The following is a 15,460-nucleotide window of genomic DNA, read 5'->3' on the forward strand; positions in this document are numbered from 1 at the left end:
GGAGTTGTCGTCCCTTAACCGCGTGGAGTCGCAGCGGCGAGTTTCACAGCCGTACCCGGCGCAACCTTGGCAGGTGCGATCTGAGGCAGGTTGCTGGCTTCAAGCGCTTGTCGTTGTTGTGCCAGGGCCGCAAGGGTTTCCTTGCTGGCCATCGGAATCACTTCAGGCGCGACCGGTGAACCCGGACGAACCCGCTGCAAGCCCTTGACGATGATGGTGTCGTCCTTGTTCAGGCCGCTGCGCACGATGCGCAAGCCTTCGATTTTCGGGCCCAGTTCAACGGCGCGGTAAGCCGATTTGTTGTCGGCGTCCATCACCAGCACAAACTTCTTGCCCAGGTCGGTGCCGACGGCCTCGTCGCTGATCAGCACGGCGGAGTAGGTGCCGCTGCCCACCAGTTTCAGGCGGGCATAGAGGCCCGGGGTGTAGTTGCCGTCGCTGTTGTCGAACACGGCGCGGCCACGGATCGTGCCGGTTTTCGGGTTGACCTGGTTGTCGACGAAGTTCATCTGACCCAGGTGCGGGTTGCCGTCCTCATTGGACAGGCCCAGGTAAACCGGGGTGGTTTGACCGCGCTGACCCTGGCGGGCGAGTTGGGTGTATTTGAGGAACACGCGCTCATCGGCGTCGAAGTAGGCGTAGACCTTGTCGGTAGAAACCACACTGGTCAGGGCCGTGGTGTCGGCGGTCACCAGGTTGCCGGCGGTGATTTGCGCACGGCTGACACGGCCGCTGATGGGCGATGTGACACGGGTGAAGCTCAGGTTCAGTTTGGCCAGGTCCAGTTGCGCCTGAATCGCCGCTACGCCCGCGCGGGACTCTTGGGCGGCGCTGGTGCGCGAGTCGGCGAGCTCGGCGGAAATGGCATTGCTGGTGCGCAGACGCTCACCACGTTGGGCTTCGTTTTCACTGCGCGTGGCATTGGCGCGGGCCTGGGCAACCTGGGCTTCGAGGCGGCGGACCTCGGCCTGGAACGGGCGAGGGTCGATCTGGAACAGCAAGTCGCCTTTCTTGATCAGTGCGCCTTCGGTGAACGCGACCTGATCGATCTGCCCCGACACGCGAGGGCGAATCTCGACAGTCTCCGGCGCTTCGAGACGCCCTGTGAACTCGTCCCACTCGTTGACCGGTTGTTCCAACACCTTGGCCACGCTGACTTTGGTCGCTGGCATGGCGGCCGCAGTGTCTGGGGTTTTGCCGCAGGCGCTCATCACCAGCAAGGCCAAAGCGGCCAAGGGGAAGCGCAAATGTTTGAGTGAATGTTCCATGGATGCATCCGCCAATGTATTGAGATGGGCGGATGATGCTCGGCGAGGTTACATCTCACGAATCGAATGAAGCGAAGATAACTATCATTCGGAATGATATAGAGGCCAGGCAAGCCCTCTAGCATGGGGTTTACGTTAGGCGGCTATCAATGTGGTTGATGACAATTCTGTGTTGCGGGGAATGCAAAGGTCTGGCTTGAGACCGTGTTGCTCCGTTCGAGGGCAAGCTCGCTCCCAGATCAGATTTTCAGTGAACACCAGTGTTGTGTCCGGCATAAATCAAGTGTGGGAGCGGGCTTGCCCGCGAAGAGGCCATCAGCCCCAATACCAAACCTGGATCAGGCCAGGCTGTCCGGGTCGCCGAAAAACATCTGGATTCGCGAACGCAACCAGCGCTCGCCTGGGTCATTGTCCTGCGAACCGCGCCAGGCCATGTGCAGTTCAAAACTGCGCACGGGCAACGGCGGGTCTTCCGCCCGCACACCGCCCGCTGCGGTCAAGGCTTCGGCGGTGTAGTCCGGCACGGTGGCGACAATATCAGTGCCGCTGATGAGTGTGCTCAGCCCGTTGAACTGCGGCACCGCGAGCACCACATGGCGTTTGCGCCCGAGCATTTCGAGTTCTTCATCGATAAACCCACTCAAGTCACCGGCAAACGACACCAGTGCATGGGGGCGTGCGCAGAAGTCGTCCAGGCTCAATGGCCCCGGCACGGTGTCGGCGCGCAACAGTTTTGGCAGGCTGCGGCGCAGCACTTTGCGCTTGGCGTTGGCGGGCAGGTCGGTGGTGTAACTGACGCCAATGGAAATTTCGCCCGAGGCGAGCAACCCCGGCATCAGAATGTAGTTGACCCGTCGTATCACCAGCACAATGCCGGGCGATTCGGCGCGCAGACGCTTGAGCAGCATCGGCAACAGGGCGAACTCCACATCGTCCGACAGCCCGATACGAAAAACCGCAGTGCTGGTGGCCGGGTCGAACTCGGCCGCACGGCTGACCGCCGTGGAAATCGAATCCAGTGCCGGGGAGAGCAGGGCGAAGATTTCCACGGCCCGCGCGGAAGGTTCCATGCTGCGGCCGGTGCGCACAAACAGTGGATCATCGAACAGCCCGCGCAGGCGTGACAACGCCGCGCTGATGGCCGGCTGACCCAGAAACAGTTTCTCGGCGGCACGGGTCACACTGCGTTCGTGCATCAATGTTTCAAATACGATCAACAGGTTCAGGTCGACACGACGCAGGTCATTACGATTCATCTGGAGTCCTGGCAGAGTCAGCAAGCTTGACGAGAGCGGCCATATGGGAACAATGGCCGGCATGAATCTTACGGGGAAAGGCTGGTACTCTGCACCGGCTAATTCAGTTTTCCTACAATGCTGGTTCGGTTTTCCTCTGTGAGCGGTTGCCGGAGCTGTGGAATCAATGACAGGCATGTCGACTATTAATAGCCACTGATAGTCTTGGCCGGAAAGCCCGGATAGAGTTCAGGGCATTAGAGGTTTCTTTGACGAGGTTTGCGATGTCCCGCACGATCCGTTTTCACAAGTTTGGTCCAGCCGAGGTGCTCAAGTGCGAAGAGCATGCGGCAGCTTTGCCTGCACCGGGCGAAGTGCAGGTGCGTGTCGACGCGATTGGCATCAGTTGGTACGACATACTCTGGCGCCAGAACCTGGCGTCTTCCCATGCTCGTTTGCCGTCAGGCCTGGGCCATGAAATGGCCGGCGTGGTCACCGCCCTCGGCGATGGCGTCGATGACCTGAATATCGGTGACAAGGTCGCGAGTTTTCCGGCACAAAGCCCCAATGATTACCCGGTGTATGGCGAGCAAATCGTGTTGCCGCGTTCGGCTCTGACCCGTTACCCGGATGTGCTCAGCCCGATCGAAGCCAGTGTGCATTACACGCCATTGCTGATTGCCTACTTTGCTTACGTCGATCTGGCGCGGGTCAAACCGGGACAATTTGCGCTGGTGACCGACGCGAGCCACTGCGCCGGACCGTCCTTTGTGCAGTTGGGCAAGGCGCTGGGTGTGCGCGTAATCGCGGCCACCAAAACCGCAGAAGAACGTGAAAACCTGCTGTCGCTGGGCGCCGAAAAGGTGATTGTCACCGAGGAGCAGGACCTGCTGATGCAGATCAACAAGCTCACGGACAATCGTGGCGTCGACGTGGTGTTCGATGGTCTGGGTGGTCCGCAAATGTCGCTGCTGGGCGACGTACTGGCGCCGCGTGGCAGCCTGGTGCTCTACGGTCTGCAGGGCGGTAATCAGACACCATTCCCGGCCTGTGCCGCGTTCCAGAAGAATATCCAGTTCTTCGTTCACTGCATCGGCAATTTCACCGGTAAACCGGAGCTGGGCATCGTTCAGGATCAGGTCGCACTGCAACGCGCATTGCGCGACATCAACCAGTTGACCGCCGACCGCGTGCTGCTGCCACTCAAGACGCGGGTCTTCCCGTTTGCCGAGTTTGTCGAAGCCCATCGCTACATGGACGAATGCCCATGCCGCGAGCGTGTGGCGCTGCAAGTCGAACCAGCCTGATAGTGACACCAGGAACCCGCGCCTTGCGGGTTCTTGTGCCTTTGCCTCTCTTTCCTGCGTTTTTCAACGTCCCAACGCTCCCGGATCATTGATCCCGGGTCGGCGGGGAATTGCTTTCGGCTACCCGTCGAAAAAGATGGGGGCGTTAGTGGGCGCCCAGTTCACTCGTTCAGCAACTGAACTGGTTTTTTCCCTGAATCTGTATCTTCTAATCAACATTCAAGCCCTGATAATTGAATGATTACTTTCATCTCAAGGAATGAGTCATGCCTGAGTATTGGTATTCATCTGACAGCGGACTTAGTGACGATTGCAAGGCATGTTTGTTATGGGTGTCTGTAAGACAAAGCGTACGAATAAGCCGTGAAGTATTAGTTGATAGGCAGGTTGATAACTCCAGGCTCTTTGTTTTTCGTCGGCGCTGTACGTGGGAGCGTGTCGGACTATTCCTAGGATTTTCAATTTAGTTGTCTGGGCTCTCTATCTTGGGCCTCTTGGAGATTTGGCGTGTGTGCAGTGGATGCGTGTAGGGCAAGTGTTTCAAATAATGACAAAAGCTTAGATGCTAGCATTTGGTAACGCGGACGGACGTAACTCCACTCTTCATTCCTAAACATCACGGGCGGCCCGGTAGAAGTGGCAGCCTGTTTGATACCGACTTATGAACGCAGGTAAAGCAATAATGAGCGCCATCCATGATCAAGCGATGAACTATGTCTACCAGCAAGTACTGCATCGCTTGCTGAGTTTTTTCTCCCGGGCCGAGCGTACGGCGTTGCAACTTCTTATTCAGCGGTTGATCGTGACGGCCGGAGGTATCGAGCGTATTGCCGACTTCAAAGTCATGGTGACCTATTCCGGAACCCGGGACAGCTGTTACACGCTGGCCTTTCTGCGTGCCGCGCAGTTGAGTATCGCCGGCAGGGCACCCGCGACGTTCCAACTGAGGGTCGTCACTCTGCGCCTGAACGGCACAACGCCAGCCACCCTCGCTAACATCCATCGCAGCTATGCCGCCTTGTTCGTCTACGACGACCCGCGTGTAGACGTGCTGATGGTCGACGGACGCGAGATAACGCCCTTCAATCATTCGCACCCGCAGTCTGTTGCGGGTCATGACCAGAACCGCCGAAACATGCTGATGATCGGCCATTTGCGTCCTGCGCAAGGGCCGCTTGAGGGGTTCGACGATTGTGAGCTGGCCATGGCGGAATGCCTTGGGCAATTGGCGCGATGGGAGGGCGGTGCCGATGCGTTTGTCAGCAGCGACACGTCCTGTCAGCAAAAGCAGGTGCTTGGTCGTGTGACTCGCGTGGCGCATAAGGTCGGCTTACCGGTCATCCTGCCTGGAATGACCGGTTATGAGGGGCTGTTCACCCTGCTTGATGAGTTCGGCGGTGATTGCTACCGCAGGCTCTATGCCGAACACGAGCAGGAGGGCTGGCAACCGGCCGCAGGTTTTGTGTCAAGGCGTAGCACCACCTACATCGGGATCCAGGACCTGGTGGTGGGCAATATGGAGGAGCGCTGGCCACTGCTCACCGATTTCCTCGGCTTTCAGCCTGACGAGATGGCCATCCACTGCAACGAAAACGAACACGCCAGCGTGTTGTTGTCCGCCCACCTGCACGGTTTGCAGGCCAGCTACGTTCAGGGCAGGGCCTACGAAGCAGGTTTTACCGAGTACATGCAGCGAATGCTGGTGATGATGCGTCGTAAAAATGTGCCCGAGCGCCTGTGTGAACAGACTCAAGAGGTCTATGGCAATGCATCGCGGATTGGCGAATTCCGCATGACGGCGACCACTGAGGCCCAGAACGCACTGGGGGTCAATGAAATGCAACTGGTGTGCCTGTTGTTTTCACCGTTTGTCGATGCTGGCGCGGGCCTGGAATCCTTCCTGCGTCGTTGCCATCCCGGCATGCTGGTGGCGATGCCAGAGTTGCACCGGGCGTTGCAGGGCAAGCCGGCCCCGGAGCAGGTCATGCAATGGATTGCCGATGTCAGCGGGCTCTCGGTCAGCCTGGTCAACACTTTGTATGGTATGCACTCGGTGCCTGACGTCGGGGAGCATCAGGCGGATGAACCCCACGACCCTCAGTCGCTGCCGGGTTCGCCTGCCGAACGTGCCGCGCTGTGCGACTTATCCGCGAGGCGTTGACGGTGCCTGGCGTGACGGAGCCCATCTCTGGCGCGACGCGGGCCTTGCTGGCGCCATCCTCTTTGAGTGGGCAGGGTTCTGTGGTGTCAGTGGCGTGCGCTGTGATCGGTACGGTGCGATGAAAGAAGCGCGACAAACCGACTTTGCCTACCAGGCTGTTTACCGTTATCTGGTCAATCTGATCAACGAGGCCGACGCCGACACACAGGCCAAACTGCCGTCGCTACGGCTCTTGGCTGAACGCCTGAATGTGTCGATTTCGACGATTCAATATGCCTATTCGTTGCTGGAGAAAGAAGGCCGGGTCTATTCCGTCGCCAAATCGGGTTACTACGCACTGCCAGTGGCTTTCAATGCCGCCCTCAGCAGCGGCAATGACCTGCTGGAAACCGTGTATGTCAGCGCCAGGCGTCCCGACATGCTGGTACTGAGCGCCGATGAGCCGGCACTCCTGTTGTCCCTGGACAGCCCATTGTTGCTGTTGGAGCGCGAACTGCTGCGCCAGTACCCACGGCACCCTCTACCGCATTCACAACCTTGCGGCGAGTTGGAATTACGCGTCGCGCTGGCGGCGCGCTACACCTCGTCGCCGGCTCGTTGCTGGCACGCCGACGATGTTTACATCGGCGCTGATCTGCGCGGTGTGCTGGAAATCCTGATCGCCGTGCTCGACCTCAAGGAGGCGACAGTGGTGGTGGAGTCGCCCTGCGATTGGGCGATTTTGCGGCTGCTCCAAACGGCTGGCGTCCACGTAATCGAGTTGCCGCTGCAATCCGATGGCGGTTTCGATCTGGGGGGACTGGCGGATTTGCTCAGGGTGGAACAGGTGCGGCTGATGATGGTCTCATCGGCGATCAACCTGCCCACAGGCCGTTCAATGTCCCCGCAACAGAGAGATGGCACGGCAAAACTGTTGGCGCAGCACGGCTGTTGGGTATTGGAGAACGATATCTACGGTGAATTGGCATTCGAGTCGAACGGTGAGCGCTTTCGAGACCTGCTCGATCCAGACCGGCTGATCGTTTTTTCAACCTGCGAGAAGCTCATCGGCCCGGAAGCGCCCTATGGGTATCTGCTGTCGCGCCAGTTGAGCATGGAGTTGCAACGGCATTTTTTACTGCGCGCGTTTCGGCTGTCGCCGATCCGTCAGAAAGCCATCGCCCGGTTGTACGCCAGCGGGCGGCTGGATCAACACTTGCACACCCTGCGTCGTTTACTGAAGGAACGCATGCTGATGGTGACCCAGATGCTACGAACGCGGTTGGGCGAATCACTTCAGTTTGTGGAGCCGCAAGGGGGCGCGACGATTTGGGCGTATGCGTCGCGGCAGGTGGATGTACGTCGGGTGTTTCAGCGCCTGCTCAAACAGCAGGTGCTGATTGCGCCGGGAGAATTGTTCAGTTTGCAGGGGCTGCACTCACAACATTTGCGCTTGAGCCACAGCTTCGGCGGCCAGCATGATCTTGACTGTGCACTGACAATTCTGGCTGACGCCTTGCGGCTGGAATTGATCGATGGATGAGCACAAAAAACTTCCTTGAGTGCACCGGATAGATAGCGTCGCACTGCGGTCCAACTGCCAGTAAACTGCGTTCCAATTCCTGAACCACTCTTTTCAGAGGTTTTGCATGACACTCAGTCCTTTTGCGGGCAAGCCGGCACCAGCAGCCTTGTTGGTCGATATCCCGCGACTGGTGACGGCCTATTACACCGGCCGACCGGATGCCGCCATCTCTACCCAGCGCGTTGCGTTCGGGACGTCAGGGCACCGAGGCAGTTCGTTTGATCTGAGTTTCAACGAATGGCACGTTCTGGCCATCAGCCAGGCAATCTGCCTGTACCGCGAAGCGCAGGGCATCACCGGCCCGCTGTTTGTTGGCATCGACACCCATGCGCTGTCCACGCCTGCGAGCGCCAGTGCGCTTGAAGTGCTGGCTGCCAACGGCGTGACGGTCATGATCGCCGAGAACGACGAGTACACGCCGACCCCGGCGATTTCCCACGCAATCCTTTGCTACAACCGTGGCCGCACCTCGGGCCTGGCTGACGGCATCGTCATCACGCCGTCGCACAACCCTCCGCAAAGCGGTGGCTACAAATACAACCCAACCAACGGTGGCCCGGCCGATACCCACATCACCAAGTGGATCGAAGCCAAGGCCAACGAACTGCTGGCGAACAACCTGGCCGGTGTGAAGCGCATCACGTATGAGCAAGCGCTCAAGGCCGACACCACCCATCGTCACGACTACCTCAACACCTATGTGGCTGACCTGGTCAACGTCATCGACTTTGACGCGATTCACGGTGCCAGCCTGCGTCTGGGTGTCGATCCGTTGGGCGGAGCAGGGGTGCGTTACTGGTCCGCGATTGCCGACCATTACCGTTTGAACCTGGACGTGGTGAATACCGAAGTCGACCCGACGTTCCGCTTCATGTCCGTCGACTGGGACGGTCAAATCCGCATGGACCCGTCCTCCAGCCACGCCATGCAAGGCCTGATCGGCCTCAAGGAACGTTTTGACGTCGCGTTTGCCTGTGACCCGGACCACGACCGCCACGGCATTGTCACGCCATCGGGTGGTTTGCTGGCACCGAACAGTTACCTGGCGGTTTCGATCGACTACCTGTTCCAGAACCGCCCGCAATGGCGTGCGGACGCTGCCGTGGGCAAAACCGTGGTCAGCAGTGGCTTGATTGACCGTGTGGCCAAGCGCCTGGGCCGTCGCTTGTACGAAGTACCGGTCGGTTTCAAATGGTTTGCCGATGGCCTGTTCGACGGTTCGTTGGGGTTTGGTGGCGAAGAGAGCGCCGGCGCTTCGTTCCTGCGCAAGGATGGCGGTGTCTGGAGTACCGACAAGGACGGCCTGATTCCTGCGCTGTTGGCGGCGGAAATGACGGCCCGTACCGGGCGTGACCCAAGCCAGGCGTATCGTGCCTTGACCGATGAACTGGGCGAACCGTTCTCGGTCCGCGTCGATGCCAAGGCCAATCCGCAACAGAAGGCCCTGCTCGGGAAGCTGTCGCCGGATCAAGTGACGTCGACTCAACTGGCAGGCGAAGCGATTCAAAGCATCCTCAGCCATGCACCGGGCAACGATCAGGCCATTGGCGGTTTGAAGGTCATGACCGAGAACGGCTGGTTCGCGGCGCGTCCTTCAGGCACCGAAGACATCTACAAGATCTACGCGGAGAGCTTTGTCAGTGACGAGCACCTCAAGCAACTGGTGGCTGAGGCTCAGACCCTGGTGGATGGCGCTATTTCCGGGGAGTGATTGAAGGCCCCCTGAAGGCAGACGTTTCAGGCGTGATCAAAAAATGGCGACCCAAGCGGTTAATGCCAGTCAGTTAAGGCACGTAACCTGTGGGAGCGGACTTGCTCGCGAAGAGGGCATTGCATTCAACATCAATGTTGACTGTGACGCCGCTTTCGCGAGCAAGCTCGCTCCCACAAGGATTGCAGTGCTCAAACTCTTAACTGACAAGCATTAACCCAAGCGGTCGCCATTTTTTATGCCTGTGCGATCAAGCCAGATCCACCAGCACGATTTCACTGTCCTCAATCGCCGTGACGCGCAATAACCGCTCATCAGCAATCGCGACACCGTCTCGAGCTTGTGCGCGTAAGCCATTGACTTCAATGACGCCTGTGGCCGGAACCAGGTACGCCCGGCGACCGCCGTCCAGCGAATACTCGGCACTCTCGCCGGCTTTCAGGTTGGCGGCGACCAAGCGTGCATCGGCGCGAATCCGCAAGCTCTGATCATCGCCAGCCTTGCCGCTGGCCAGCGTCACAAAACCCTCGCGCTGGCCCTTCGGAAAGGGTTTCGCGCCCCAGGACGGCGCCGAACCGGCCTCGTTGGGGATGATCCAGATCTGGAAGATCTTGGTCGCCGTGGCCTCCAGGTTGTACTCACTGTGAGCGATCCCGGTGCCGGCACTCATCACCTGAACATCGCCGGCCTCGGTGCGGCCCTTGTTGCCCAGGTTGTCTTCGTGGCTGATCGCACCTTCACGAACGTAGGTGATGATTTCCATGTCCCGGTGTGGGTGCTTCGGGAAACCGGTGCCAGCGGCAATCACGTCGTCGTTCCAGACCCGCAGGTTGCCCCAGTTCATGCGCTTTGGGTCGTGGTATTCGGCAAACGAAAAGTGGTGATGGGCATCCAGCCAGCCATGGTGAGCGCCGCCCAGGGAGTTGAAAGGTCTGAGTTCAAGCATGATCGTCTCCGCAAAAGGTTCGTCATGGGCAGAACGCGTGGGCCGCAAAACGATAACCGGTGGTTGATGGGGAGCATCATCTATCAGCCTGATATCGATAAAAAGCGTAAAAAATGCCGTAGTACAATCAATAAATCCGATGTTTGTTGGGCCGTACAGCTACGTTTTAGCCTTCACTTCATCGCTTAAGCCAATGACCTGCAAGCATTTCACTAGAACTCATCGGCAAATGCAGACACCATAGCCCGCAACAGCCTCACACCCTGGAGTCCGCGTGTCGCGACACACCCCCGATCTTCCTCCCGAACTGCTTCCCTTGGCCGAAATGCCGTTGTTCAAACGCCTGGCGGCTCGCTTCTTTGGTCATGGCCTCACTCGTTTACGCGCACAACACCGGGCGTCCTGGCTGCACGGCCAGGCCGATGGCTTTCGCAGTGGCCATACCGCGGGGGTGGATTATGGCTATAAGGAAGGCAAGCTTGAGGGCATTGAAGAGGGTCGGCAGGTCCTGCTGATTCGCGACAGCCGCAGCACCGAGCATCCAGCGCCGGGCGTTGACGACTTGCTGTTCGATGACTGGCGCCTGCCGCTCAGTGCCGAGGTCAAGAAACGCATGAAGGCCGATGTCGCCCGCCTGCTACCGGCCCACGCCCAGCCGAGTGCAGCGCAATGGAAGATGATCTTCAGCGACACACCTTCGACCTCGGTGATTGCTGGTGCAGGGGCCGGTAAATCAACGACCCTGGTGATGCGCATCCTATTGTTGACGCATTACCTGGGCTTCGAGCTGGACTCGTTGACCGTGGTGACGTTCACCCGTGAATCGCGCAAGGATTTCATCAACAAGCTGATCGAGCTGTTTGCGCTTTGGGGCCGTACCGTCAGCGCCAAGGACGCCCGAGACCTGGTGCGCACCTTCCATTCGCGCATTCTACCGATGGTCCGCAGCCTGCCGGGGTTCGAACGTTTGCAAGCCTTCGAAAACCTGAGCACGCGCCCGCAACAGGGCGATGACAGCGCTGACAGCAACCCCTTCGATCTGCGGATCAATGATGTGCAGCGCCAGCAACTCAACGCCTGCTATCACGGGTTGTACCAACGCGATGAACGCTTTCGTGAGTTGATCACCCCGTTGTCGCGTCACGCCTTGCAGCTCAAGGAGCTGGAGCGTGATCACCCGGACGTGCAAAAACGCATGGCTGTGACCGAGTTGGCGGCCAAGCGTGATGAAGAACTTTGCGATGCCGTGGAGGACCTGTGGTTTCGGGCGGGCGCCTGGCCGATCAAGGGGATCGAGCCGAACCGGCAGACCTTCGACATCAATGGCTCGACGTTCCATTGTCATGGCTACATCCCGACGCTGGACGCCTGGGTGGTGCTTGGTTTTGACCCCCGGGAAAACCCGCAGGTCAGCCGGCCCAACGCGAAGTTGACGGTGCGCGCCGAGTGGGCGGTCAAGCGCACCCTATTTCAAGCTTTCTGTCGTAAGTCATTGATTTGGCTTGATAGTTATGAGTCGTCAAAACGTGTTCTGGCTTCGCTGGCGGGGGATGCGAGTGCCGGGCCTGGCTTCGACTACAAGGTCAAGGGAGAGCTGGGCTCGGCGCCGTTGCTGGACTGTTTTGTCGCGGCCGCGAGTTTCATCGAGAACCTGGGGCTGGATGTTCCGGATGCGGTGGGCAGGATGAGTTTCGCCAAGGACGATCCGGACCGGTTCTTCTTCGAGGCCCTGAGTCGCTACTGGCGAGCGCTGGAAGATCACTTGCTCGATCAGTCGCCGCCGATCATGACGTACAACCGTATGTTCGCGCTGTTCAGCGAACACTCGCCGCAGAATTTCAAATTGCTCAGCGACGGGATGCTCAGGCCCTTGTCGCATTTGATGATTGACGAGTTCCAGGATGTCTCGCCACAGATCGTTTCGTGGATTCGCGCCAGCCTGCGGGAAATCCGTAGCCGTGGACCGGCAATGCACGTCGGCCGTGGGGCCCAGCGTTCTTCGCTGCTGTGCGTTGGCGATGACTGGCAATCGATTTATGGCTGGCGCGGCAGTTCGCCGAAGTACTTCATGGAATTCAACAAGGAATTTGCGTCTCCCGCCACCACACGGGTGATGCTCAGCGATAACTACCGCAGCCATCAGCACATCATCGATGCCGCCGAGCACATCGTTCGCGCAGCACCAGCCATCAGCGGCAAGAAGGCCAAGGCGTGTGGCGATGCGAAGGAGTTGTTTGCGGTCAATGTGCATGACCGGGACGATGAAGGGCTGGCCGCGCGCTTGATGGAGCATTACCGAAAGGGTGATTCAATCTTGATGTTGTATCGAAAAAGTAGCGATAAGCTATTGATAGAACAGCATATTTCACCTGTAGTTAATGTGGATTCTAGCTTGCCGTACGAGGCGCGCCGGCTCAAACAGCTGACCTATCACAGCGCCAAGGGGCTTCAGGCAGACGCGGTGTTCCTGTTGGGCGACTGTCAGCACCTGACCAGCTCACCTTACAAAAATCAGGTGTACCGCATGGCCGGGCTGGGCAAGGATGGCGAAACCGATGCATACGACTGTGCGCAAAAAGACGAAATCCTGCGCCTGGCTTATGTCGGCATCACCCGGGCGGTGAAGCACTGCTACTGGTATGTGGACGGCCAGGATGCATCGGCTGCCAACATGCCAAAGGCGTCAGACCGCGTCCCTCAAAACAAGGCGTTTTTCCTCGATCAACGGGGTGAAAAAAAGCAGCCTTGAGCACCCAATGCCGGTCAGTTAAGAAAACTCAATGTCTGAATGCTCTGTTCTGATCCGAAATCTACCTCTCACGGTAAAGACCGGGTACATCCTTTACGTTTGAGGTCGGGGACATGGTTTACAGGTATCAATCATGGTCAGGAGAGCGCCTAGCTCTTGCCGACGATTGGACTGTTAAGGACGCTATCGCCGGCAAGCCTGGCGCCTACCGTTGCGATGAGCACCACACATCGCTAAAGCACCGCTTGCATTGCAAACCGTGCATAACGCACTAGCGTTAGGCAAGCAGGGATAGCACTGTGCCAGAGTCTGGCGTTACGCGGCTCAATACCTTGGAAGCTTATCTCCTGCGACTCAATGCCCACGCCGGCCTCATGGCCTGTGTGATCAGGTCGTTATGCCGCGCAACGAGTGCGTGGCGCAAAGGAGAGCGCAATGACAACAGGATCAGGAAAATCCCACGGCGGCGTGTTCGCACTCGCCAGCCTGGCGCTGATGTGCCAGGCCCCACAAGCCTTGGCCGACGAAGAGCCCCGACTGTTCAGCAACCCTCCAGGACTCGAACAACAGGCTCCGGCACAAGCCGCCGGCCAGACGACCCTGCTGATGAAAGCTGAACCTGGGATCAAAGCCCGGAAAAATCCGCAACCTTCCGGGCACGAAGGCCACGAACGTCAACTGTCACTCCATATCGACTACACCGCGAGTACGATCTTCGACCCCGGGACTGGTCAAAAGGTGCCGGTCAGCCTACGCAGCTACCGGGGCACCGACGTCAATCCCGACACGCCCTTTGTTGCTCCGACCATTGAGGTGACACCCGGCGATACGGTACGCGTCACTCTGGCCAATGAGCTACCGGAGGAAAGCCACTGCGATGCGCACCAGATGAACTCGGACGAACCGCATTGTTTCAATGCCACCAACCTGCATTCCCACGGGTTGTGGGTCAGCCCTTCGGGTAACAGTGACAACGTGTTGCTGTCGATCAATCCCAAAGTGACGTTCCAGTACGAGTACAACATTCCGGCCGATCATCCTGCCGGTACGTTCTGGTATCACCCGCATCGCCACGGTTCCACGGCAATCCAGGTCGCCAGCGGTATGGCGGGAGCCTTGATCATTCGCGGCGATCGCATGCCGACAGAGAACTCCAATGGCGATATCGACACGTTGCTCAAAGTGTCCAGGGACCAGGCATTCCCCGAGAAGTTACTGGTCATGCAGCAGATTCCCTACGCCTGCAAAGGTGCCGACGGCCAGTTCAAGAGCAAGGTGGTGGATGGCAAGACCGTATTTGACTGGTCATGCCTGCCGGGGGAAATCGGTGTTGTGGAGTCCTTCGATCAGCTTGCGCCCAACAGCTGGAATGACTCCAGGCGTTACACCAGCATCAACGGCCTGGTTCAGCCGACATTTGCAGCACGGGCCGGGCAGATCGAGCGCTGGCGGTTGGTACATGCCGGTATCCGGGACACCGTGAACCTGCAGTTTCGCAAGCTCGACGACCGCGCCAGAACCGACAAGCGCGAGGGTGTCGCAACGGCGGTCGCCGAGCGTTTTATCGAAGACAAATGTACCGGTGAACCGGTGCAATACCATGTGATCGCCTCCGACGGGTTGACCATGGACCGAGCTCAGCCCCATACCCAACTGACGCTGCAGCCGGGGTATCGCAACGATCTGCTGATGGTCTTTCCCGAGCCGGGCCGCTATTGCGTGATCGACAATAAACAGACTGCCAAGGGCGGTGTCAGCCAGTTCGACAGTCAAACCCAGTTGTTGGGGTTTGTTGATGTCGGGGAAGGGACCAAGGTCGGCAACATCAGTACTTACCTGACGAAGGAGTTGGTGAAGGCGGCAAAGAAAAATATGCCTGACGACGTCAAGAGCGGGATCGTTGCCGATCTTCAAAGCGGTTTACAGCTGAAGAAGTTTGTTGCGCACAAAACGATTGCCGCCTCTGAACTGATCAAGGAACAACAGCAACTGGTGTTCCTGATCGATACGTCGGACAGCAGTAATGTGAAGTTTGCGGTCGGTACCACCGCCCTGGATGCCAAGCCCTACGAGTCAGGCGTGGTCAACCGTCAACTGAAACTGGGAGACGCACAGACCTGGGTCCTGAAGTCGGCCTATGCCAGCCATCCGTTCCACATTCACGTCAATCCTTTCCAGATCGACAAAATCATCGGACCCAGCGGCACCGACCTCAGTTTGCCTGGGGCCGTCGACCCGGACGATCCCACCGACAACCAATACGCGGGTCTTAAAGGCGTGTGGAAAGACACCTTGTTCGTCAAAGGGCCGGTCAAGGTCAATCCCTTCACCAATGACAAGGGTATTTATACGATTTACGTCAATACCCGTTACCAACGGTACATTGGCGAGTTCGTCCTGCACTGCCACATCCTTGATCACGAGGACCAGGGCATGATGCAGAACGTCAGTATCGGCATGCCCAACGGGCAGGGTGGGGTCCAGTCGGCGGGGCATTGAGGCCCTGACGGCAGGCAAAA

The 15,460-nt window shown here is 58.5% G+C and carries 9 protein-coding genes; 6 read left to right on the top strand and 3 right to left on the bottom strand.

The window, feature by feature from the left end; all coding sequences use genetic code 11:
- Positions 1–14: 14 nt before the first annotated feature.
- Positions 15–1,268 carry a multidrug efflux RND transporter periplasmic adaptor subunit MexE gene (mexE, locus tag AABM54_RS13040; protein WP_347906050.1) on the bottom strand — a complete coding sequence of 418 codons (1,254 nt, stop codon included), beginning with the start codon at positions 1,266–1,268 and terminating at the stop codon, positions 15–17.
- A gap of 338 nt (positions 1,269–1,606) precedes the next feature.
- The gene (locus AABM54_RS13045) at positions 1,607–2,524 is read right to left on the bottom strand and encodes a LysR family transcriptional regulator (RefSeq protein WP_347906051.1); all 918 of its coding nucleotides are present in this window, start codon (positions 2,522–2,524) and stop codon (positions 1,607–1,609) included.
- 263 nt (positions 2,525–2,787) lie between these two features.
- Between AABM54_RS13045 and AABM54_RS13050 the strand changes: the two genes are divergently transcribed.
- The 4 genes from AABM54_RS13050 (at position 2,788) to pgm (ending at position 9,246) form a co-directional block, all read left to right on the top strand.
- Entirely contained in the window at positions 2,788–3,810 is a 1,023-nt protein-coding gene (locus AABM54_RS13050; RefSeq protein WP_347906052.1) for a zinc-dependent alcohol dehydrogenase family protein, read from the top strand.
- A 682-nt stretch (positions 3,811–4,492) separates the two neighbouring features.
- Positions 4,493–5,971: a hypothetical protein gene (locus AABM54_RS13055; protein ID WP_347906053.1), complete on the top strand. Its 1,479-nt coding sequence runs from the start codon at positions 4,493–4,495 to the stop codon at positions 5,969–5,971.
- A gap of 118 nt (positions 5,972–6,089) precedes the next feature.
- A complete protein-coding gene (locus AABM54_RS13060; RefSeq protein WP_347906184.1) occupies positions 6,090–7,493 on the top strand; it encodes a PLP-dependent aminotransferase family protein in 1,404 nt (467 codons plus the stop codon).
- Positions 7,494–7,599: 106 nt separating this feature from the next.
- Positions 7,600–9,246 (top strand): phosphoglucomutase (alpha-D-glucose-1,6-bisphosphate-dependent), encoded by a 1,647-nt coding sequence (gene pgm, locus AABM54_RS13065; protein ID WP_347906054.1) that lies wholly within the window; start codon positions 7,600–7,602, stop codon positions 9,244–9,246.
- 250 nt (positions 9,247–9,496) lie between these two features.
- On the opposite strand, the gene AABM54_RS13070 is transcribed toward pgm, so the two are convergent.
- On the bottom strand, positions 9,497–10,192 hold the full coding sequence (locus AABM54_RS13070; RefSeq protein ID WP_347906055.1) for a pirin family protein: 696 nt from the start codon (positions 10,190–10,192) through the stop codon (positions 9,497–9,499).
- 274 nt (positions 10,193–10,466) lie between these two features.
- On the opposite strand from AABM54_RS13070, the gene AABM54_RS13075 reads away from it, so the two are divergent.
- Together AABM54_RS13075 and AABM54_RS13080 are read left to right on the top strand one after the other, a co-directional pair.
- Positions 10,467–12,941 (top strand): UvrD-helicase domain-containing protein, encoded by a 2,475-nt coding sequence (locus AABM54_RS13075; protein ID WP_347906056.1) that lies wholly within the window; start codon positions 10,467–10,469, stop codon positions 12,939–12,941.
- A 435-nt stretch (positions 12,942–13,376) separates the two neighbouring features.
- A complete protein-coding gene (locus AABM54_RS13080) occupies positions 13,377–15,440 on the top strand; it encodes a multicopper oxidase family protein (protein ID WP_347906057.1) in 2,064 nt (687 codons plus the stop codon).
- The last annotated feature ends 20 nt before the right edge of the window (positions 15,441–15,460 follow it).

This window comes from Pseudomonas purpurea, assembly GCF_039908635.1.
Classification (GTDB): Bacteria; Pseudomonadota; Gammaproteobacteria; order Pseudomonadales; family Pseudomonadaceae; genus Aquipseudomonas; species Aquipseudomonas purpurea.